Below are 19,084 nucleotides of genomic sequence, written 5' to 3' on the forward strand. Positions count from 1 at the left end.
AACCACAATTCGCAATGCGAACCACAATGGCAATGCGAACCACATCGGCACCGTCGCCGTTCGCGTACCCAGGAGCACCCATGACCGATATCGCGACCACCCCGGGCTTCACTGCCGTTCCGGACGGACGGGTACTGCGTATCACGATCACCAACCCCAGGCGGAAGAACGCCATCGATTACGACACCATGGTCGGGCTCGGGGAGACGGTGCGGGCGGCATCGCAGAATACCGCGTTGCGGGTCATCGTTCTGACCGGCGAGGGCGGCGACTTCTGCACCGGGGCCGATCTCGCCGCCGCACCCGCGGCGACGGCGCGCGGCGTCACCGCGGAGATGACCATGGACGCCGCCAACGCCATGATCAAGGCGATCGTGGATTCTCCGCTGCCGGTGATCGCCCGGGTGCGGGGTGCCGCCGCCGGGATCGGGGCGGCGTTCGCGCTCGCCGCCGATCTGACCTACCTCGCCGAGGACTCCTATCTGCTGCTGGCCTTCATCAATATCGGCCTGATGCCCGACGGCGGTGCGGCGGCCATGGTCGCGGCGGCGGCCGGTCGTCCGCTGGCCGCCGAGATGGCGCTGCTGGGCGAGCGGCTGCCCGCCGCCAAGGCCAAACAGCACGGCCTCGTCACCGATGTCCTGCCCGCCGACGAACTCGACGCCCGGGTGGAGGCCGCGGTCGCCAAGCTGGCCAACGGCCCTCGTCGCGCCACCGAACTCACCAAGCGCGCCCTCCATCAGGCCGCCTTGGCCGCCCTGGACGGTGTGCTCGCGGCCGAAAAGGTCGGCCAGTCCGAGCTTTTGGAGGCGCCGGACTTCGCCGAGGGTGCGGCCGCCATGCTCCAGAAGCGCAAACCGGTCTTCGCCGACTGAGTCACCGGGACGCCGGGACGCCGGGACGCCGCATCGTCCATGCGCCACGTCCGTTCGCGCGGCGCGGTACACCGGCGCGTCGGCATCCCGCGCGGCACGAAGGCCGCCCGCACCCTGCGGGCTTTCCTCATACCGCTCGCGCACAACCGCGCAGCGATTCCAGGTATCGCGTCATGGCGTCGCGGTTGCGGGTCAGCAGGTCGATACGCTGACTCATGCGGTCACGCTGGTCTTCCAGGGTGGCGATGATTTCCGGTGTGGCATCGGCGAAGTGGATGTCGGCGGGGTTGTCGAGGCAGGGCAGGATCTGTTTGATGATGCGGGTCGGGAGACCGGCGTCCAACAGACCGCGGATGTGGACCACCTGATCGACGAGCCGTTCGTCGTAATCGCGATAGCCGTTGGCGGAGCGGTCGACTCGAATCAACCCCTGCTCCTCGTAGTAGCGCAGCAGCCGCGGCGAAGTTTCGGTCCGTCGCGCCAGTTCGCCGATTCTCATATGGCACACCTCACACCGGATGACGTTTGACCTTCACACCTATGTCAAGGTTCGAGCATATGCGCATGAGCAAGGACATCACACTCTTCGACTACAGCCCCATCACCGAACGGGAACCGATCCACTGGCCGGACGGCAAGCGCGTCGCCTTCTACGTCGGGCTCAATATCGAGCACTTCTACGTGGATCTGCCGAGCACCTCCATCAACGAGAGCACCGCCGGGCTGACCCCGGATCCGCTCAACTACGGCTGGCGCGACTACGGTGCGCGCGTGGGTGTCTGGCGCGTGATCCAGGCCCTGGACCGATTCGGCGTGCGGGCCAGCGTGCTACTGAATTCCGATGTGGCGCAGCGGTACCCGCAGATCATCACGGCCGGCGTGGAGCGCGACTGGGCATGGCTGGCGCACGGCAGCAGCAACAGCCACCTGCACACGGGCCTCACGATCGAGGAGGAGCGCACCGTACTGAGCGATATCCTCACCACCATCGAGAAGAGCACCGGAGCGCGCCCGCGCGGCTGGATGGGCCCGGCCCTCGGCGAAACCTTCAATACACCAGAGCTTTTCGCGGAGCTGGGTGGCCGGTACGTGTTGGACTGGACCAATGACGATCAGCCGTATCGCCTGAATGTGCCCGGCATGCTGAGCGTTCCGTACACGGTGGAGCTCAACGATCTCGGCATCTTCACCGCCAAGGGGCACACCGGCCCGGAATTCGTGCAGATGATGAAGGATCAGCTCGACCAACTCGTCGCCGATGCCGAGGCGGACGACAGCGGCCGGGTACTCCCCCTGGCCCTGCACCCATTCGTGATCGGGCAGGCATTCCGGCACCGCTATCTCGTCGAGGCGCTCGACTACATCACCAATCACCCGGCCGTGTGGGTGACGACCAGCGACGACATCGCCGACCACTACGCGGGCTCGATCGCCGCCTGAGCGGTGCCGCGCGCCCCCGCTCCGGATACCCGGAACGGGGGCGCGGCCCTGCGTGCGGCCCCCTGCGCCGCACGAGCGGTTACGAAACCGCGTGGGACACGGTCACCCTCCGGTGACCGTGAGATAGATCAGCGCCACGTTCAGCGCCGAGATGATGCCCGCGACCAGCCAGGCCAGCCCGGTGGTGACCCGATGGTTGACGTCGTCGCCCATGAGCGCGCGGTCGCTGGTGAAGCGCACCAGGGGGATCAGGGCGAAGGGGATGCCGAAGGACAGCACCACCTGCGAGACGATGAGTGCCCGGGTGGGGTCGAAGCCGACGGCCAGGATGGCGAGCGCCGGAACGAGGGTCACCACGCGGCGCACCAGCAGCGGCACCGTGCGATGCAGCAGGCCATCCATGATCATCGCGCCCGCGTACGCGCCCACCGAGGTGGAGGCCAGGCCGGAGGCGAGCAGCCCGATGGCCAGCAGCAGCGCCGCGCCCGGGCCGAGCACGTCGCGCACCGCCCCGTGGGCGGCCTCGATGGTGTCGATGCCGTCGCGCCCGCGCAGGGTCTGGGCGGCCATGAGCAGCATGGCCATGTTCACCGTGCCCGCCAGCACCATGGCCAGGCCCACATCGACCTTGGTGATCTTCAGCAGTCGGGCGCGCAGCGGACCGGGTTCGGGGCTGCCGTGCCGGTCGCGGGCCAGTCCGGAGTGCAGATACACCGCGTGCGGCATGACGGTCGCGCCGATCATGGCGGCGGCCAGCAGCACGCTCTCGGTGCCGTCGAATCGCGGGACCAGGCCGCCCAGGGTGCCCGACGCCGACGGCGGCGCGATCACCACGCTGGCCAGGAATCCCACCGCGATGACGGCCAGCATGCCGGTGACGACCCGTTCGAAGGGCCGCTGCCCGCGCCGGTTCTGCACGGCCAGCAGGGCCAGCGACACCAGTCCGGTGATCACACCGCCCAGTAGCAGCGGCAGGCCGAAGAGCAGGTTCAGCGCGATGGCGCCGCCCACCACCTCGGCGAGATCGGTGGCCATGGCGACGGTTTCGGCCTGTGCCCAGTACGACAGGCGGATCGGGCGGCCGGCCTTGGCGCGCACCGCCTCGGGCAGCGACATGCCGGTCACCAACCCGAGTTTGGCGCTGAGGAATTGCACCAGCGCGGCCATGACATTCGCCATGACGATGACCCAGACCAGCAGATAGCCGAATTGCGCGCCCGCGCTGATATTCGACGCGACATTGCCGGGGTCCACATAGGCGATGGCGGCGACGAAGGCGGGACCGAGCAGTACCGCCGCGGACCGCGCCCGCTGCCATGCGGAACGCGGCGGGTCGGCCAATACGGTAGTGCTCACAAAACAAAGTTTATGGGTTACCGAACTTATCGTTCAGCGAGCCCCCGAAAAAGAGACCAATCTCCCTGTTTCCAGGTGAAACCATTCGGCGCACCACGAAAACGCCCCGCCGCACCAACAGTGCGGACGGGGCGTCGAACCTCGGATCGGCTACCGCCTACAGCCCCAGGCCGCGGGCCAGCACCGGCCACGAGTTCTTGAACTCGTCGTTCCAGTAGCCCCACGAGTGGGTGCCGGAGTTGCGGAAGTTGTAGGTCGCCGGGATACCCAGCGAATCCAGCTTGTTCTTCAGGTTGGCGGTGCAGTACTGGGTGCCCGCCTCGATCGCGCCGCCGATGATGAGCTGGTTGGCCAGACCGTACGCACCGGGCAGCGCGTACTCACCGTTCAGCGTGTCGTACTGGCCGGGCAGGCCGTTGCCGGTGGAGATGTACAGCTCCACGCCGCGCAGCTTGTCGGCATTGACGACCGGATCGTTCTCGACCCAGGCGGGCGAATCGGCCGGGCCGTACATGTTCTCCATCTCGCCGCCGCCCCAGACCTCGACGGTCAGACGCATGAACTCACGGCCGACCGGATCGGCGAACTGGGCGCAGCCGGAGTAGGCGGCGGCGGCCTTGTACAGACCCGGAGCCTTCTCGGGTAGCTGCAGCACGGTGGTGCCGGAGGTGGAGATGCCCGCGATGGCGTTGATGCCATTGGTGCCGAGGGCGGCGTCGATGAGCGGCGGCAGCTCCTCGGTGAAGAAGGTGGTCCACTTGTTGACGCCCAGGTTCGGGTCGGGCTGCTGCCAGTCGGTGTAGTACGACCACTTGCCACCGATGGGCTGGACCACGTTGACGTTCTTGTCGCCGAGGAAGCCGTTGACGATATCGGTCTTCTTCTGCCAGGAGGCGTCGTCCTGGCCGCCACCCGCGCCATTGAGCAGGTAGAGGGTCGGGCGCGGTTCCGAGGTGTCGGCGGGCCGCTGCACATCGACCGGATAGGTGGCGTCCATGGCGGCCGAGTAGACGTAGAGGCGGATGTTCCGCTCGTCCTTCATCTCGGCCTTGGTGATCCTGGACCCGTCGGGGGCCACGGGATCGGCGAGCAGCTTCTTGTTGTCGATGATCGGGTCAGCGACAGCGCTCTGCGTGCCGATGCCGGCGGTCAGACCGGTGAGTACGGCGGTGGCCGCGATGAGCGCGGCAGCACGCGCGCCGCGGCGACGGCCGACGGCAACCCCGTTCCGGACAGATCGACGAATCAATGTTTCACACCTTCGCTTCAATTCGAGTCCTGGCGACCACCCCGACCGTCAGGGATCTCCCGACGGCCTCCACACCGTGGCCAGAGCACTTCGACAGACCATACGGCCTATGCAGTCGCCACAACAGGGGTCAATGTTACGTATTCGATGCCCGGCCGTGCTCGGCTAGCCCGCCCAGTGCCTGTACCCAACCTTCCACCAAACCCTTCACCTGATCCAAGGACAACACGGCTCCGGCGTAGTCGAATCGTGCGATGAACCCGTCCTGGGTGGTGTCGACGGTGATGTCCAGGTGCAGGTCCGGCGCGGCGGTTTCGGGGTGTACGCGGGCCGGTCGCAGATCCCGGTAGCGGAATCCGATCCGGCCCGCCGCGCCCGCGAGTTCCGGTGCGGCCGTGCCGAGGTGACGAAGCAGACCGAAACCCACCCCCTGCGACGGCACCGTCCGGCACATGTCACGGACGTGTTGAATCACACTTCCGGCGACCGGGCCGCCCTGGCGGATCTCGTCGAAGTCCACCGCGTTCAGCCGCAGCGGCAGCGGGTAGCTGGTGGTGAAGGCGCCGATGGCGCGCTGGGCGTCGGGGTCGCCGAACAGGCGGCCGTCGGCGGGCAGCCGGACCACCGAGCCGAGCAGCTCGGCCATGCCGTCGAGGGCGGGCAGGGTGACGGCCAGCGCGGTGAGCAGCACCTCGTCGATGGTGGCCTGGTAGCGCCGGGCCACGGTGTCGACCGCGCCCGCACCCTCCGCGGTGATGGTCACCGTGATCCGGCCGCGTCCCCCGGCGGGGTCGGCATCGGTGATCGGCCCGGCATCCAGGGCGTCGAGCCACCACGGCAGTTCGGCCACGATATCCGGGTGGTCGGCGCGGCGCGCCAACTCCCGGGCGAGGCCCGCCGGATGGGCGACGGCGGCGGGTGGCGTGGCGTGCCCGCCGGACCAGGACGCGGTGAGCTCCTCGATGATGGTGCGCCACGAGGTGTCGTCCACGACCAGCCCGTTGGCGATCACCACCAGCGTGGCGGCCGCCTCGTCGACGGTCTCGGCGACGGGGTCCACCTCCTTGGCGTCGAGCAGCACGAAGCGGACATTGCGCCCCTTGTCGGGATCGAGTTCCGCGGCGGCGGCGCGGATGACGCTGTCGACGAGGTCGCCGGAGGTCTCCCCCGCCCAGTCGAACCGCCACACCACCGCGTCCTCCGGATCGGCGTCCGGGTACTCGAAGCTCAGGCCGTCCGCGTCCCGGCGCAGCCGGGCCCGCAGCCCCGGATGCCGTTCGAACAGCGCGGCCACGGACTGCCGCACCCGCCAGGGCGGGCAGTCGGCGGCGATATCGAGCGTGATGACGCGAATGACGAGCCCGGACGGTTCGGCGGCGAGCACATCCACCACACCCGGCGGCAGCGGTGACACCTCCACCGGTCCGGACGACACCTCGGCGTCCAGGTCGCTTCCCGCTCCCGACACGACCGTCGCGTCCACGGGAACCGCCGGACCGAACGGTGAGCCGATCACGGCGCTGCTCGCCTCGTGGGGCGCGCGGTCGGGCGCCGCCGCCTCGTGGTCGTCGGGCTCGCGCTGCGACGCCCGCAGTTCCTCCGCCGAGTCGAGCAGTTCGGCGATGCGCGGACCGATGACCGTGAGCGCCGCGTCACCGGTCATCTGTTCGTGCGGCACGTCGATCGCGTGGTCGACGATCCGGCCGGAGACGTAGGGCTGCCAGTCCGCCGCCGACCACTGCCGCATGGTTTCGGTGCGGTCGACGGTGGCGGTGAAGAACTGGAGATTGCCGCGGAACATCTCGGTGGGCTCCACGTCGGCCAATTCCACACTGCGCATGGCGACCTGGTAGATGTGCCGCAGCCGCTCCGGCGTCATGGCCGCCAGCTCCCCGGCGATGGAGGCGTGCAGCGCGGCCAGCGCCGCGTCGCCGAGCTCGGTCAGATTGCCGGTGTCCGGCAGGTCGTCGACGGCGACGCCGAGGCTGGTGAACGTCTCCCGGACGGCCGACCTGAAATCGGTGTCGTCCACGCGCGGATATCCGTCCAGGATGGCCAGCAGGTCCACCCGTTCGCCCGCACTCTGCAGGCGCGTGGCCACGGCGTGGGCGAGCGTGCCGCCCAGCGACCAGCCCAGCAGTCGGTACGGCCCCTCGGGCTGCGCCCGCCGGATCTCGGCCGTATAGCGATCCGCGATATCGGCCAGTGATTCCGGCACGTAGTCCGGCTCGGTGAGCGCCGGGGTCTGGATGCCCAGGATCGGCTGCTCCACGGGCAGGTGGCGGGTGAATCCGGAATAGCACCACGACAACCCGCCCAGCGGATGCAGCACGAACAGCGGTGGTCGCTGCCCTTCGGCGCGCAGCGGCAGCACCACCGCGAGGGCGGCCGCCACGGCTGCCTCGACGTCCTGCTCGGACTCCAGCAGGATGCCCAGTTGCCGGGCCAGCCCGGAGACGGTGGCGTCGCCGAAGAAGGCCGCCACCGCGATCCGCGCCCCGGTGCGCTCGTGCAGGTCGATGACGACGCGGGTGGCCAGCAGCGAATTGCCGCCGAGCGCGAAGAAGTCGTCATCCGCACCGACCCGCTCCACCCCGAGCACCTCGGCGAAGGCGGCCGCCACCGCCTCCTCCAGCGGTGTGCCCGGGGCGCGGTACTCCCGTTGCGCCAGCACGGGTTCCGGCAGCGCGGCGCGGTCCAGCTTGCCGACCGGCGTCAACGGCACCTCGTCGAGCACCACGACGGCCGCGGGCACCATGTGCGGGGGCAGGCTGTGCGCGGCGAAATCGGTGAGCGCGTCGGGATCGACGGCCCGGTCGGACTTCCCGCGCACATAGGACACCAGCATGGTGACGCCCGCGCTGTTCGCACGGCCCAGGGTGACCGCGAAGTCGACGTCCGGGTGGCTGGCGAGCACCGCGTCGATCTCTCCGAGCTCGATGCGGAAGCCGCGGATCTTGACCTGGAAGTCGCTGCGCCCCACGTAATCCAGCTCCCACTGGATGGACGGCAGCGCGCGGTTGCCACTGCGATCCTGCGGTTCGGCGTACCAGCGCACCACGTCGCCGGTGCGGTACATGCGCGAACCCGGTGCGCCCCAAGGGTTCGCGACGAACCGCTCGGCGGACAGCCCGGGACGGTTGTGATAGCCGCGGGCCAGCGCACCGCCCGCCAGGTACAGCTCACCCGCGACGCCCGGCGGCACCGGATGCAGGCGGGCGTCGAGCACCAGCGCCGACATGCCGTGCACCGGCGTGCCGATGGTGATGTGCCGACCCGGCGTCAACTGCGCGTAGGACGAGATGATGGTGGTCTCGGTGGGACCGTACGCATTGTGGTACACCCGGCCCGGCTGCCACTTGGCCAGCAGCTCCGGCGTGGTGACATCGCCGCCGACGGACAGCATTTCGAGCTGTTCGAGCCCGTCGGGGTCCATGGTGCCGAGCACGGCCGGGGTGATGATGGCGTGGGTGACCTGCTCGGCCCGCATGAGTTCGGCCAGTTCCGGGCCGCCCATGATCTCCGAGGGCACGATCACCAGTGTCGCGCCCGTGTAGAAGGCGCACACCCACTCCAGCACCGACGGATCGAAGCTGGGCGAGCAGATGTGCAGCATCCGGTGATCCGGATGCAGGTCGTACCGCGAGGTGGCGTAGTCGGCGAGACCGCCCACACCCGCGTGCGTCACCACGACGCCCTTGGGCCTGCCGGTGGAACCGGAGGTGTAGATCATGTACGCCGGATGCCGCATCCGCAGCGGCGCACGGCGATCCGCGTCGGTCACCGGCGCGTTGGACCGCAGCGACACCAGCTGATCGGTGGCCGGATCGTCCATGACCAGCCAATCCACCTCGGTGGGCAGGATATCGGCGTACGCCTTGGAGGTCAGGCCGAGCATGGCACCGGAATCGGTGATCATGTGCCGCACCCGGTCCGCCGGGTAGGTCGGGTCGATGGGCACGTGCGCGCCACCGGCCTTGCTGATGGCCAGCACCGCCATCACCATGCCGAGCGAACGCGGGAAGGCCACGGCCACCAGCTTTTCCGGCCCCACGCCGCGGTCGATGAGCAGGCGCGCCAGCCGTGACGAGTACTCGTCGAGATCGCCGTAGGAGATGGAGTTGCCGCGCCAGCGCACGGCGATGCGGTCACGGCCGTGCCGCAGTCCCGCGGTGAGCAGGTCGGGCAGCAGGCCGGTGGCCATGACGTCGTCGCCGTGCACGTGGGTGAGCAGTTCGTACTCGACCGGATCCAGCAGCGGCAGATCGCCGACGGGGGTGTCGCGGCGGGTGGTGAGCTCCGCGAGCAGCGCGGTGAAGCGTTGCGCGAACACCTCCACCGTGGCCTCGTCGAAAAGGTCACGCGCGTAGGTGAATACGGCGTAGATACCGGCGTCACCGGTCTCCCGCAGGGCCAGCGCCAGATCGAACTGCGATGTCTGCGCATCGGATTCGAGGGGGGTGATGCGCAGGCCGGGCAGGTCGAAGCTGCTGTCGTGCAGGTTCTGGAAGGCCAGCATCACCTGGAACAGCGGGTTGCGGGCGGTATTGCGCTCCGGGTTGAGCACCTCGACGAGACGTTCGAACGGCAGGTCGGCGTGCGCGAACGCGCGCAGATCGGTGTCCTTGACCTCGGCGAGCAGATCGTCGAAGGTCAGCTCACCGGCCACCCGGGTGCGCAGCACCAGGGTGTTGACGAACATGCCGATCACATCGTCGAGTTCGGCCTCGCCGCGACCGGCCACCGGAGTGCCGATGGCGATATCGGAGGTGCCCGACAGGCGGGACAGGAACACCGCCAGCGCGGTGTGCACCACCATGAACATGGTGGCGTTGCGCTCACGCGCGATCTCCCGCAGGCCCGCCTGGATCTCGGCGCTGATCGGGAAACTCACCGTGCCGCCGCGGAAGGAGGCCACCGGCGGGCGCGGGCGATCGGACGGGAGGTTGATCTCGTCCGGCAGATCGGCCAGTTCGGTACGCCAGTAGTCGGTCTGGGCGGCGATGAGGCTCTGTGGGTCGTCTTCCGCGCCGAGCACCTCGCGCTGCCACAGGGTGTAGTCGGCGTACTGCACCGGGAGCGGGGTCCAGGAGGGGGCTTCGCCGTGGGAGCGGGCGGCGTAGGCCAGCATGACGTCGCGGGTCAGGGGGCCCATGGACCAGCCGTCGGCGCTGATGTGGTGGGCGACGAAGACCAGGACGTACTCGGGATCGGTTGCGGGGGTGCCAGAGTCGCCGGTGTGGACGACGGGCTCGCCCGCGTGGATGCGCGGGTCGCCGGTGTCGGAGCCCGGGCCACCCGCGTGGTCGCCCGAGTCGCCCGGGTGGACGCCCGAGTCACCCGTGTGGATGCCCGAGTCGCCTGTGTGAATGTGGAAAAGGGCTGCGCGGAGGGGGACTTCGGTGGTTACGTCGAAGCCGGTGGTGGCGATGGTGGTGATGCTGTCGCGCAGGGTGGCGGGGGTGACGGGGGTGGGGGTCAGGTCGGGAATGGCTTGGGACGGGGGGAGGATCAGTTGGTGGGCGGTGCCGTTTGCCTGGGGGTAGATGGTGCGCAGGGTTTCGTGACGCGCGATCACATCCGCCACGGCCTGCTGTAGCGCCTCCACATCCAGGTCGCCGGTCAAACGGACCGCGACCGGGATGTTGTAGGCCGCCGACGCCGTATCGAACTGGTTCAAGAACCACATCCGCTGCTGCGCCAACGACAACGGCACCCGCTCCGGACGCTCCTGCGCGGTCAACGCCCGACGATCGCCCGCACCGGCATGCTGTTCCACCTTCGCCGCCAAACCCGCGACCGACGACGCCTCGAACAACACACGCACCGGAACACGCGCGTCCAGGGCCGCACCGATACGAGCGGCGACCTGCGTCGCCAACAACGAATTACCGCCCAGCGCGAAGAAATCATCGTCCGCACCGACCCGCTCGGCACCCAGGACCTCGGCGAACACGTTCGCCACGATCTCCTCGATCGGGGTCGCCGGGGCACGGAAGGCCGTGGACTCGAACTCCGGCTCCGGCAACGCCTTGCGGTCGAGTTTGCCGTTGACATTCAACGGGAGCTCGTCCAAGACCACGAACGCCGACGGGACCATATAGGACGGCAGCGCCGCCGACAACGCCTGCTTCAACCCGGCGGTATCCAGCTGGGCGGGCTCGGAGACGCCCGGACCAGCCATCGAGAACGGGTCCGCCTCCGGGGTGCGCGGCTGCGCTTGCCCACCCTGCGCCCCTGGCGCAGACTGCCCAAGCGCGACAGCAAGATCCCCGCCGGAGGACGACACCTCGGCCGCGTCCCGGCGGTCGACAGCGGGGACCACGTAGGCGACCAAGCGATCACCCGTGCGGGCATCCGACTTCGCCAGCACCGCGGTCTGAGCGACCTCCGGCAACGCCAGCAAAGCCGACTCGATCTCGCCGAGTTCGATACGGAAACCGCGGATCTTCACCTGGAAATCGGTACGGCCGCGGTACTCCAGCTCACCGGATTCGTTCCAGGCCACCAAGTCTCCGGTGCGATACATCCGCGAACCATCAACCGCGAACGGGTTGGCCACGAAGCGATCCGCCGTCAGATCCGGGCGAGCGAAATAGCCACGCGCCAACTGCGCACCCGCGAGATACAGCTCACCCGCGACACCATCGGGCACCGGGTGCAAACGCGAATCCAGGACATAGACCTGGCTGTTCCACTCCGGGGCACCGATCGACACCGAACCGGAATCAGCGTCGGTCACCAGGTGCGTGGTGATCGACACCGCGGCCTCGGTCGGACCGTAGAGATTGAACAGCCGCGCCTGCGCATTCGCCGCACGGAAACGCTGCGCCGTGATAGCGGGCAGCGCCTCACCGATGGCCAGCACACGACGCAACGAACCCGCCAAGCTGCCACCCGACTCGGTGAGCAGCGCGTCCAACATCGACGGCACCACATGCAAGGTGGTGACCTGCTCACGAGACATCAGGTCGTTCAGATAGGCCGGATCGCGGTGGCCGTCGGGCGAGGCGATGACCAGGCGACCACCCGAGACAGCCGCCGACCAGAACTCCCACACCGACAAATCGAACGTCGCAGCGGTCTTCAACAGGACCGCGTCGGCCGCGCCGAGGCCGAATTCCGCCGTCTTCCACTGCAACTGGTTGACGATGGCGGCGTGCGGCACCGCGACGCCCTTGGGGCGGCCGGTGGAGCCGGAGGTGAAGATGACGTAGGCGGTGTGTTCGGGGCGTAGGGGGGCGATGCGGTCGGCGTCGGTGAGCGCCATGAAATCGACTGTGCCGAGGTCGAGTTCGTCCATCCGCACCAGGGGGGCGCGGTCGGTGTGGAAGTCGGCGGCGGCGTTGGTCAGGACGCAGACGGGGGTCGCGGTGTCGAGGACGTAGTTCGTACGGTCGGCGGCCTGGTCGGGGTCGACCGGCACGTACGCGCCGCCCGCGACCGAGACCGCGTACATGGCCACCACCAGGTCCACCGAGCGCCGCAGCGCCAGCGCCACCCGCGCCTCGGGACCGACACCCAGGGAGATCAGGTGCCGCGCCAGGCGATTCACGCGTTTGCTCAGCTCGGCGTAGCTCACCGTGTCACCGTCGGGGCCGATGAGCGCGATGGCTCCGGGCACGGTGTTGATGCTGCGGTCGAGCAGCGCGGCCAGGGTGGTGGCCTCGACGCGGTGCGCCGTGTCGTTGCGGGCCTGGAGCAGTTCGGTGCGTTCGGTGGGGGCGAGCAGGTCGATATCGCCGACCCGTGCGGCGCTGTCGGCGACCACGGCCGCGAGCAGGCGGTTCAGTCGCTCCACGAAGCCGATCACGGTGCGTTCGTCGAACAGGTCGGTGGCGTAGGTGATGAAGCCACCGATACCCGCGGGTGCGCCGTGTTCGTCGTAGCCGTCGGAGACGATGAGGTGCAGGTCGAACTGGGAGACGTCGAGGTCGGCGTCGACTCCGGCGATGGTGAGGCCGGGCAGTTCGAGCGCGGCGCGGGCCATGTTCTGGAAGGACAGGCCGACCTGGAACAGCGGGTGGTGCGCGGTGGTGCGCGGCGGACTGAGCACCTCCACCAGGCGCTCGAACGGGATATCGGCGTGCGAGAACGCCTGCAGGTCGATATCGCGCTGCCGGGCCAGCACGTCGGCGAAGGTGTCGCCGCCGTCCAGGCGGGTGCGGAAGACGACGGTGTTCACGAACATGCCGATGAGGTCGTCGAGTTCGCGTTCGCCGCGTCCGGCGACCGGGGTGCCGATGGCGATGTCGCCGGAGCCGGACAGCCGGGCCAGCAGCACCGCGAACGCGGTGTGCACCACCATGAACATGGTGGCGTTGTGCTCGCGGGCCAGCCGCACCAGCCCGGCGTGGGTGTCGGCGTCGATGGTGACGTCGACGCGCGCACCCGCCAGCGACGCCACCGCGGGCCGCGGCCGGTCGGTGGGCAGCTCCAGCAGGTCGGGCAGGTCGGCCAGCGCCGTGCGCCAGTAGTCGATCTGCTGGGCGGCAATGGATTCCGGGTCGTGTTCGTCGCCCAGTACGGCACGCTGCCACAGCGCGTAGTCGGCGTACTGCACGGCCAGCGGCTGCCAGCCGGGTTCGTAGCCGCCGGTGCGGGCGGCGTAGGCGGTCATGATGTCGCGCACCAGCGGCCCCATGGAGGAGGCGTCGGCGGCGATGTGGTGGGCGACCACGGCCAGCACGTATTCGCGCCGCGAGCCGGGTGCGAGATCGCTGATCTCCAACAGCCGCACCCGGATCGGCACCTCGCGGGTGACGTCGAAGGGGGTGGCGGCGAGTTCGGCGACCGCCGCGAAGGCTTCCTCCGAGGTGACGCGCACCGGCGCGAGCCGCACGGCCGCCTCCGGCGATCCGGCGGGCAGCACCACTTGCACCGGGCCGTCGGCGGTTTCGGGATAGACCGTGCGCAGCACCTCGTGCCGGGTCACCACGTCGTCGAGCGCGTACGCCAGCGCCTCGGTATCGAGACTGCCCGACAGGCGCAGCGCGAACGGCAGATTGTAGGCCGCCGACCCCGCCGACACGGTGCCGTCACCGAGATCGGAGAACCGGTTGAGGAACCACATGCGCTGCTGCGCCAGCGACAACGGCAAGCGCTCCGGACGCTCGATACCGCCCAACTCGTGGGTGCGGCCCTGGCGCGTCTGCGATTCCACCGCCGCCGCCAGCGCGGTCACGGTGGGCGTCTCGAACAGGGTGCGCACCGGCACGCGCGCACCGATGGCGGCTCCCAGCCGCGCCACCACCTGGGTGGCGACCAGCGAATTGCCGCCCAGGGCGAAGAAGTCGTCGTCCGCGCCGACCCGCTCGACCCCGAGCACCTCGGCGAACACGCCGGCGACGATCTCCTCCACCGGCGTCGCGGGAGCACGGAACTCCCGTCCGGCGAAGGTCGGTTCGGGCAGCGCCTTGCGGTCCAGCTTGCCGCTCGCGTTCAGCGGGAATTCCGCCAGCGTCACGACGGTCGCCGGAATCATGTACTGCGGTAGCGAATCCGCCAGCGCCGCCAGCAGTTCGGTCTGCTCGATGGTGTGGCCGGGCGTGGGCACGGCATAGGCCACCAATTGGTCGCCCAGCTCGGACGGCACCACCAGCGCCACCGCCGCGCTCACCGCGGGCTGGGCCAGCAGTGCCGTCTCGATCTCGCCGAGCTCGATGCGCTGACCACGGAACTTCACCTGGAAATCGGTGCGCCCGATGTAATCCAGGCGCTCCGGCCGCACCCCGTCGGATTCGCGCCACACCACCAGGTCACCGGTGCGGTACATGCGCTCGCCACGACCGAACGGGTTGGCCACGAACCGATCCGAGGTCAGGTCCGGTCGTCGCACATAGCCGCGCGCCAGCTGATCACCGGCCAGATACAGCTCACCCGCGACACCGGCCGGAACCGGCCGCAACCGCGAATCGAGCACGTACACCCGACTGTTCCACTGCGGCAGACCGATCGGCACCGAGGACCGCTCGTCCCCGCGCGCCTGCCAGTAGGTGATGGAGACCGCGGCCTCGGTGGGGCCGTACAGGTTGTGCACCCGCGCCCCCGAGACGGCCGCGAAGGAAGCGACCGTCTCCGGCGGCAGCGCCTCACCGATGACGAAGACGTCCTGCAGGCTCGGAATGCTGCCGGGCGCGGTGTGCGCGGCGAAGACGGTGAGCATGGACGGCACGAAGTCGGTGATCGTGACGCCCTCGCGGGCAATGGTTTCCGCCACGTACAGCGGATCCCGGTGGCCGTCGTGGGTGCCGACCACCAACTTCGAGCCGGTGCGCAGCGGCATGAAGTAGCCCCACAGCGACACGTCGAAGGTGGTGGCGGTCTTCTGGAAGTAGACGTCGTCCGGCGTCAGCGGGTAGGCGGCCAGCATCCAGGTGGTCTGGTTGTGGATGGCGGCATGCGAGACCGCGACGCCCTTGGGCCGACCGGTCGAGCCGGAGGTGAAGATGACGTACGCCGGATGCTCGGGCCGTACCGGCCGCAGCAGCTCACCGGAAGTCACGGGCGCGGCGGCGAATTCGTCCAGCGGCGCGGTGTCGAGCCGGATGACCGGCGTGCCCTCGGGCACCGGCACCTCATCGGCGCTGGTCGTCAGCACCGCCACCGGCTGCGCGGTGTCGAGAATGTGGGCGATGCGCTCGGCCGGATGGTCCGGATCCAGCGGCACGTACGCGCCACCGGCGGTGATGATGGCGTACATGCCCACCACGAGATCCAGCGACCGCCGAATGGCAAGGCCCACAAGCGATTCCGCCCCCACGCCCTCGGCGATGAGCAGCCGGGCGAGCCGGTTGACCCGCTCGTCGAATTCGCGGTAGGTGAGTTCCGCGCCCTCGTACACCACCGCGACGGCGTCCGGATGCCGCCGCACCGCGCGGCGATACTCGTCCAGCAGCAGTTCGGGGGCGATGGGATGCGCGGTGTCGTTCCAGTGGTGCAGGATTCGTTCCCGCTCGGCGGCGTCGAGCAGGTCGATCTCACCGAGGGCGGTGCTCGGATCGTCGGTGACGGCGGTGAGCACGCGCACCAGCCGTTGCGCGAACTCCGCCACCGTGACCTCGTCGAACAGGTCGGTGGCGTAGGTGAACACGGCCGTCATACCGTCGGCCGCACCGTCGCGCTCGCGCGGGATCACCGACAGCTGGAGGTCGAATTTCGCTACCGCACCGTCGAATTCGACGGCCTCGGCGGTGAGGCCGGGCAGCTCCATGCGCGGGGTCTCGATATTGTGGAAGAACAGCGCCACCTGGAACAGCGGGTGGTGTGCCTGCGACCGCACCGGGTCCAGGATCTCCACCAGCCGCTCGAACGGCAACTCGGCATGCGAGAACGCCGCCAGATCCGTTTCTTTCGCGTTCTCCAGCAGGTCCGCGAACGACGCGCCCGCGTCCACCCGGGTGCGCAGCACCAGCGTATTGACGAACATGCCGATGAGATCGTCGAGTTCACGCTCGCCGCGGCCCGCGACCGGCGTGCCGATCACGATGTCGTCGGTGCCCGAGAGCCGCGCCAGCAGCGCCGCGAGCGCGCCGTGCACGACCATGAACGGCGATGCGCCGCTGTCGTGGGCGAGTTCGGTGAGGCGTGCGTGCAGCGCGGCGTCGATCTCGAAGGTGTACACCGCGCCCCGCCCGGACGCGATGGACGGCCGCGGCCGGTCGGCCGGCAGGTCGAGACGGTCCGGGATGCCCGCCAGGGTCTCGCGCCAGTAGGCGATCTGGTTGGCGGCCAGCGAGCCGGGCTCGTGTTCGTCGCCCAGCAGCGCCCGCTGCCACAGGGTGTAGTCGGCATACTGCACCGCCAGCGGCTCCCAGGTGGGAGCCTCGCCACCGCGACGAGCGAAGAAGGCCGCCAGCAGATCTCGCATGAACGGTCCCACCGACGCGCCGTCGGCGGCGATGTGGTGCACCACCACCGCGATCACATAATCGTCGCGCCCGATTTCGGCGAGTTCGATGCGCAGCGGCACCTCGGCGGCCACGTCGAAGCCGCGCAGCGCCAGCCCGGTGAGCCATTCCGCGACCCGCTCCGGCTCCACCACCTGCGGCTCCAGCTCCGGAATCGCCTGCTCCGCGGGCAGCACCACCTGATAGCCGGTGCCGTCCACGGCCGGGTACACCGTCCGCAGCGTCTCGTGCCGCCGCACCAGGTCACCGATGGCCGCGCGCAGCGCCGCGATATCGAGCGCACCGGTGAGCCGGATGGCGAACGGGATGTTGTTGGCAGCCGAGGCGGTGTCGAACTGGTTGAGGAACCACATGCGCTGCTGCGCCAGCGACAGCGGAATGCGGTCGGGGCGCGGCTGCGGCGTGAGCGCGGGCCGTCCGCCCGCGCCGACGAGCGGCTCCAACTGGGCGGCCAGTCCGGCGACCGTCGACGCGGTGAAGATCATGCGGGCCGGGACGCGCGCGGAGATCTCCGCGCCCAGCCGGGCGGCGACGCGGGTGGCGATGAGCGAATTGCCGCCGAGTTCGAAGAAGTCGTCGTCCGCGCCGATGGGGTCGCCCGGGTCGAGCAGGTCGGCGAAGACGCCCGCGACCAGTTCCTCCAGGCGACCGGCCGGGGCGCGGAATTCCTTGGTGCGCAACTGCGGTGCGGGCAGGGCGCGGCGGTCCAGTTTGCCGACCGGGGTCAGCGGAATCGTATCCAGCACCATGATGGTGGTGGGCACCATATGCGCGGGCAGGCTCTGCTCGGCGTAGGCGGTCAGCTCGTCCACATCCACCGACGCGCCCGGGGCGGCATGGACGTAGGCGGCGAGAATGGTCGCCCCGGAATCGAGCTGGTGACCGACGGTGACGGCGAAGTCCACGCTGTCGTGCGAGCCCAGCACCGCGTCGATCTCGCCCAGTTCGATGCGGAAGCCGCGCACCTTCACCTGGAAGTCGTTGCGCCCCAGGTACTCCACATCGCCGGAGGGAGTGCGCCGCACCAGGTCGCCGGTGCGGTAGAGGCGGGATCCGCCCGGATCGAGCGGATTGGCCACGAAACGCGCCGCCGTCAGGCTCGGCCGCTCGTGGTAGCCGCGCGCCACCTGCGCACCGGTGATGTACAGCTCCCCCACCACGCCGTCGACCACCGGCACCAGCCGCTCGTCGAGCACGTATTCGGTGATGCCGCGCACCGGACCGCCGATGGTGACCAGTTCCCCCGGCACCAGCGGCGCGCTGATATTGGTCATGATGGTGGTCTCGGTGGGCCCGTACCCGTTGTAGAACTCCCGGGTGCCGCCGCCGGCGATGGGAAGTACCCAGCGCCGCACCAGATCCGGCGGGCAGGCTTCGCCACCGGCGACCACCACGCGCAGCTCGTCGAGCCCGGTCGGATCCACCGATGCCAGCGCGGCCGGGGTGATGAACGCGTGCGTCACCCGTTCCCGCCGCAGCAGCGCGGCCAGTTCGTCACCGCCGAGCACCTCGGGCGAGGCGACCACCAGCGTCCCCGCCCCGCCGAGGGCGAGCAGCAGCTCCAGCACCGAGGCGTCGAAGGACGGGGAGGCGAAATGCAGTGCGCGCGATTCGGTTCCGGTGCGGTAGCGCTCACGCTGCTCATCGCAGAAGCCGGACAGACCGGCCTGCGTGACCACCACGCCCTTGGGCTTGCCGGTGGAACCGGAGGTGTAGATGACGTAGGCCGGATGTTCGGCGCGCAGCTGCCGCACCCGGTCCGCCGAGGTGATGGCCTCCTCCGAATACGACGCCACCTGCCGCTCGAATCCGGCGGTGTCGATGGTCAGCCATTCGACGTCGTCGGCCAGATCGTCGCGCACCGCGGCGACGGTCAGTCCCAGCACCGCCCGCGAGTCGGTGACCATGTGGGTCACCCGGTCGGCCGGATAGTTGGGGTCGACCGGAACGTATCCGGCGCCGGTCTTGGCGACCGCCCACACCGCGACGACGGAGTCCAGCGACCGCGGAATCCCGACCGCCACCAGATCCTCGGGTCCGATCCCCCGCTCGATCAGCAGCCGCGCCAGCCGGGTGGACCGCGCGTCCAGCTCGGCGTAGCGGAGCGTCCCCAGTGTGGCCGCGGCATCGGCGTAGACGATGGCCTCCCCGCTCGGATTGGCCTCCACCGCCGACGCCATGAGCTGCGGCAGCGTGGTGACCCGGGGTCGACGGGTGCGGGTGGGCCGCTGACGAACCGGCCGGGTCATGCCCGC

The 19,084-nt window shown here is 69.6% G+C and carries 5 protein-coding genes and 1 pseudogene; 2 read left to right on the forward strand and 4 right to left on the reverse strand.

What is annotated here, in order from left to right; translation table 11 throughout:
- The first annotated feature begins 80 nt into the window (after positions 1 to 80).
- Positions 81 to 875, forward strand: coding sequence for an enoyl-CoA hydratase-related protein (locus FOH10_RS27135; RefSeq protein WP_143982831.1), 795 nt, complete (start codon positions 81 to 83; stop codon positions 873 to 875).
- Between the two features lie 127 nt (positions 876 to 1,002).
- On the opposite strand, the gene FOH10_RS27140 is transcribed toward FOH10_RS27135, so the two are convergent.
- Positions 1,003 to 1,374: a MerR family transcriptional regulator gene (locus FOH10_RS27140; RefSeq protein WP_143982832.1), complete on the reverse strand. Its 372-nt coding sequence runs from the start codon at positions 1,372 to 1,374 to the stop codon at positions 1,003 to 1,005.
- A gap of 65 nt (positions 1,375 to 1,439) precedes the next feature.
- On the opposite strand from FOH10_RS27140, the gene FOH10_RS27145 reads away from it, so the two are divergent.
- Positions 1,440 to 2,315, forward strand: coding sequence for a polysaccharide deacetylase family protein (locus tag FOH10_RS27145; RefSeq protein WP_143982833.1), 876 nt, complete (start codon positions 1,440 to 1,442; stop codon positions 2,313 to 2,315).
- A 102-nt stretch (positions 2,316 to 2,417) separates the two neighbouring features.
- Here FOH10_RS27145 and FOH10_RS27150 read toward each other — a convergent pair whose 3' ends face one another.
- The 3 genes and pseudogenes from FOH10_RS27150 to FOH10_RS27160 all read right to left on the reverse strand — a co-directional run.
- Positions 2,418 to 3,671 carry an Nramp family divalent metal transporter gene (locus tag FOH10_RS27150; protein WP_425326104.1) on the reverse strand — a complete coding sequence of 418 codons (1,254 nt, stop codon included), beginning with the start codon at positions 3,669 to 3,671 and terminating at the stop codon, positions 2,418 to 2,420.
- A gap of 157 nt (positions 3,672 to 3,828) precedes the next feature.
- On the reverse strand, positions 3,829 to 4,851 hold the full coding sequence (locus FOH10_RS27155) for an alpha/beta hydrolase (protein ID WP_029923589.1): 1,023 nt from the start codon (positions 4,849 to 4,851) through the stop codon (positions 3,829 to 3,831).
- 205 nt (positions 4,852 to 5,056) lie between these two features.
- Positions 5,057 to 19,009, reverse strand: a pseudogene (locus tag FOH10_RS27160) (amino acid adenylation domain-containing protein); the annotation flags it as partial.
- Positions 19,010 to 19,084 lie beyond the last annotated feature (75 nt).

Source organism: Nocardia otitidiscaviarum, assembly GCF_007362295.1.
Lineage (GTDB): Bacteria > Actinomycetota > Actinomycetes > Mycobacteriales > Mycobacteriaceae > Nocardia > Nocardia otitidiscaviarum.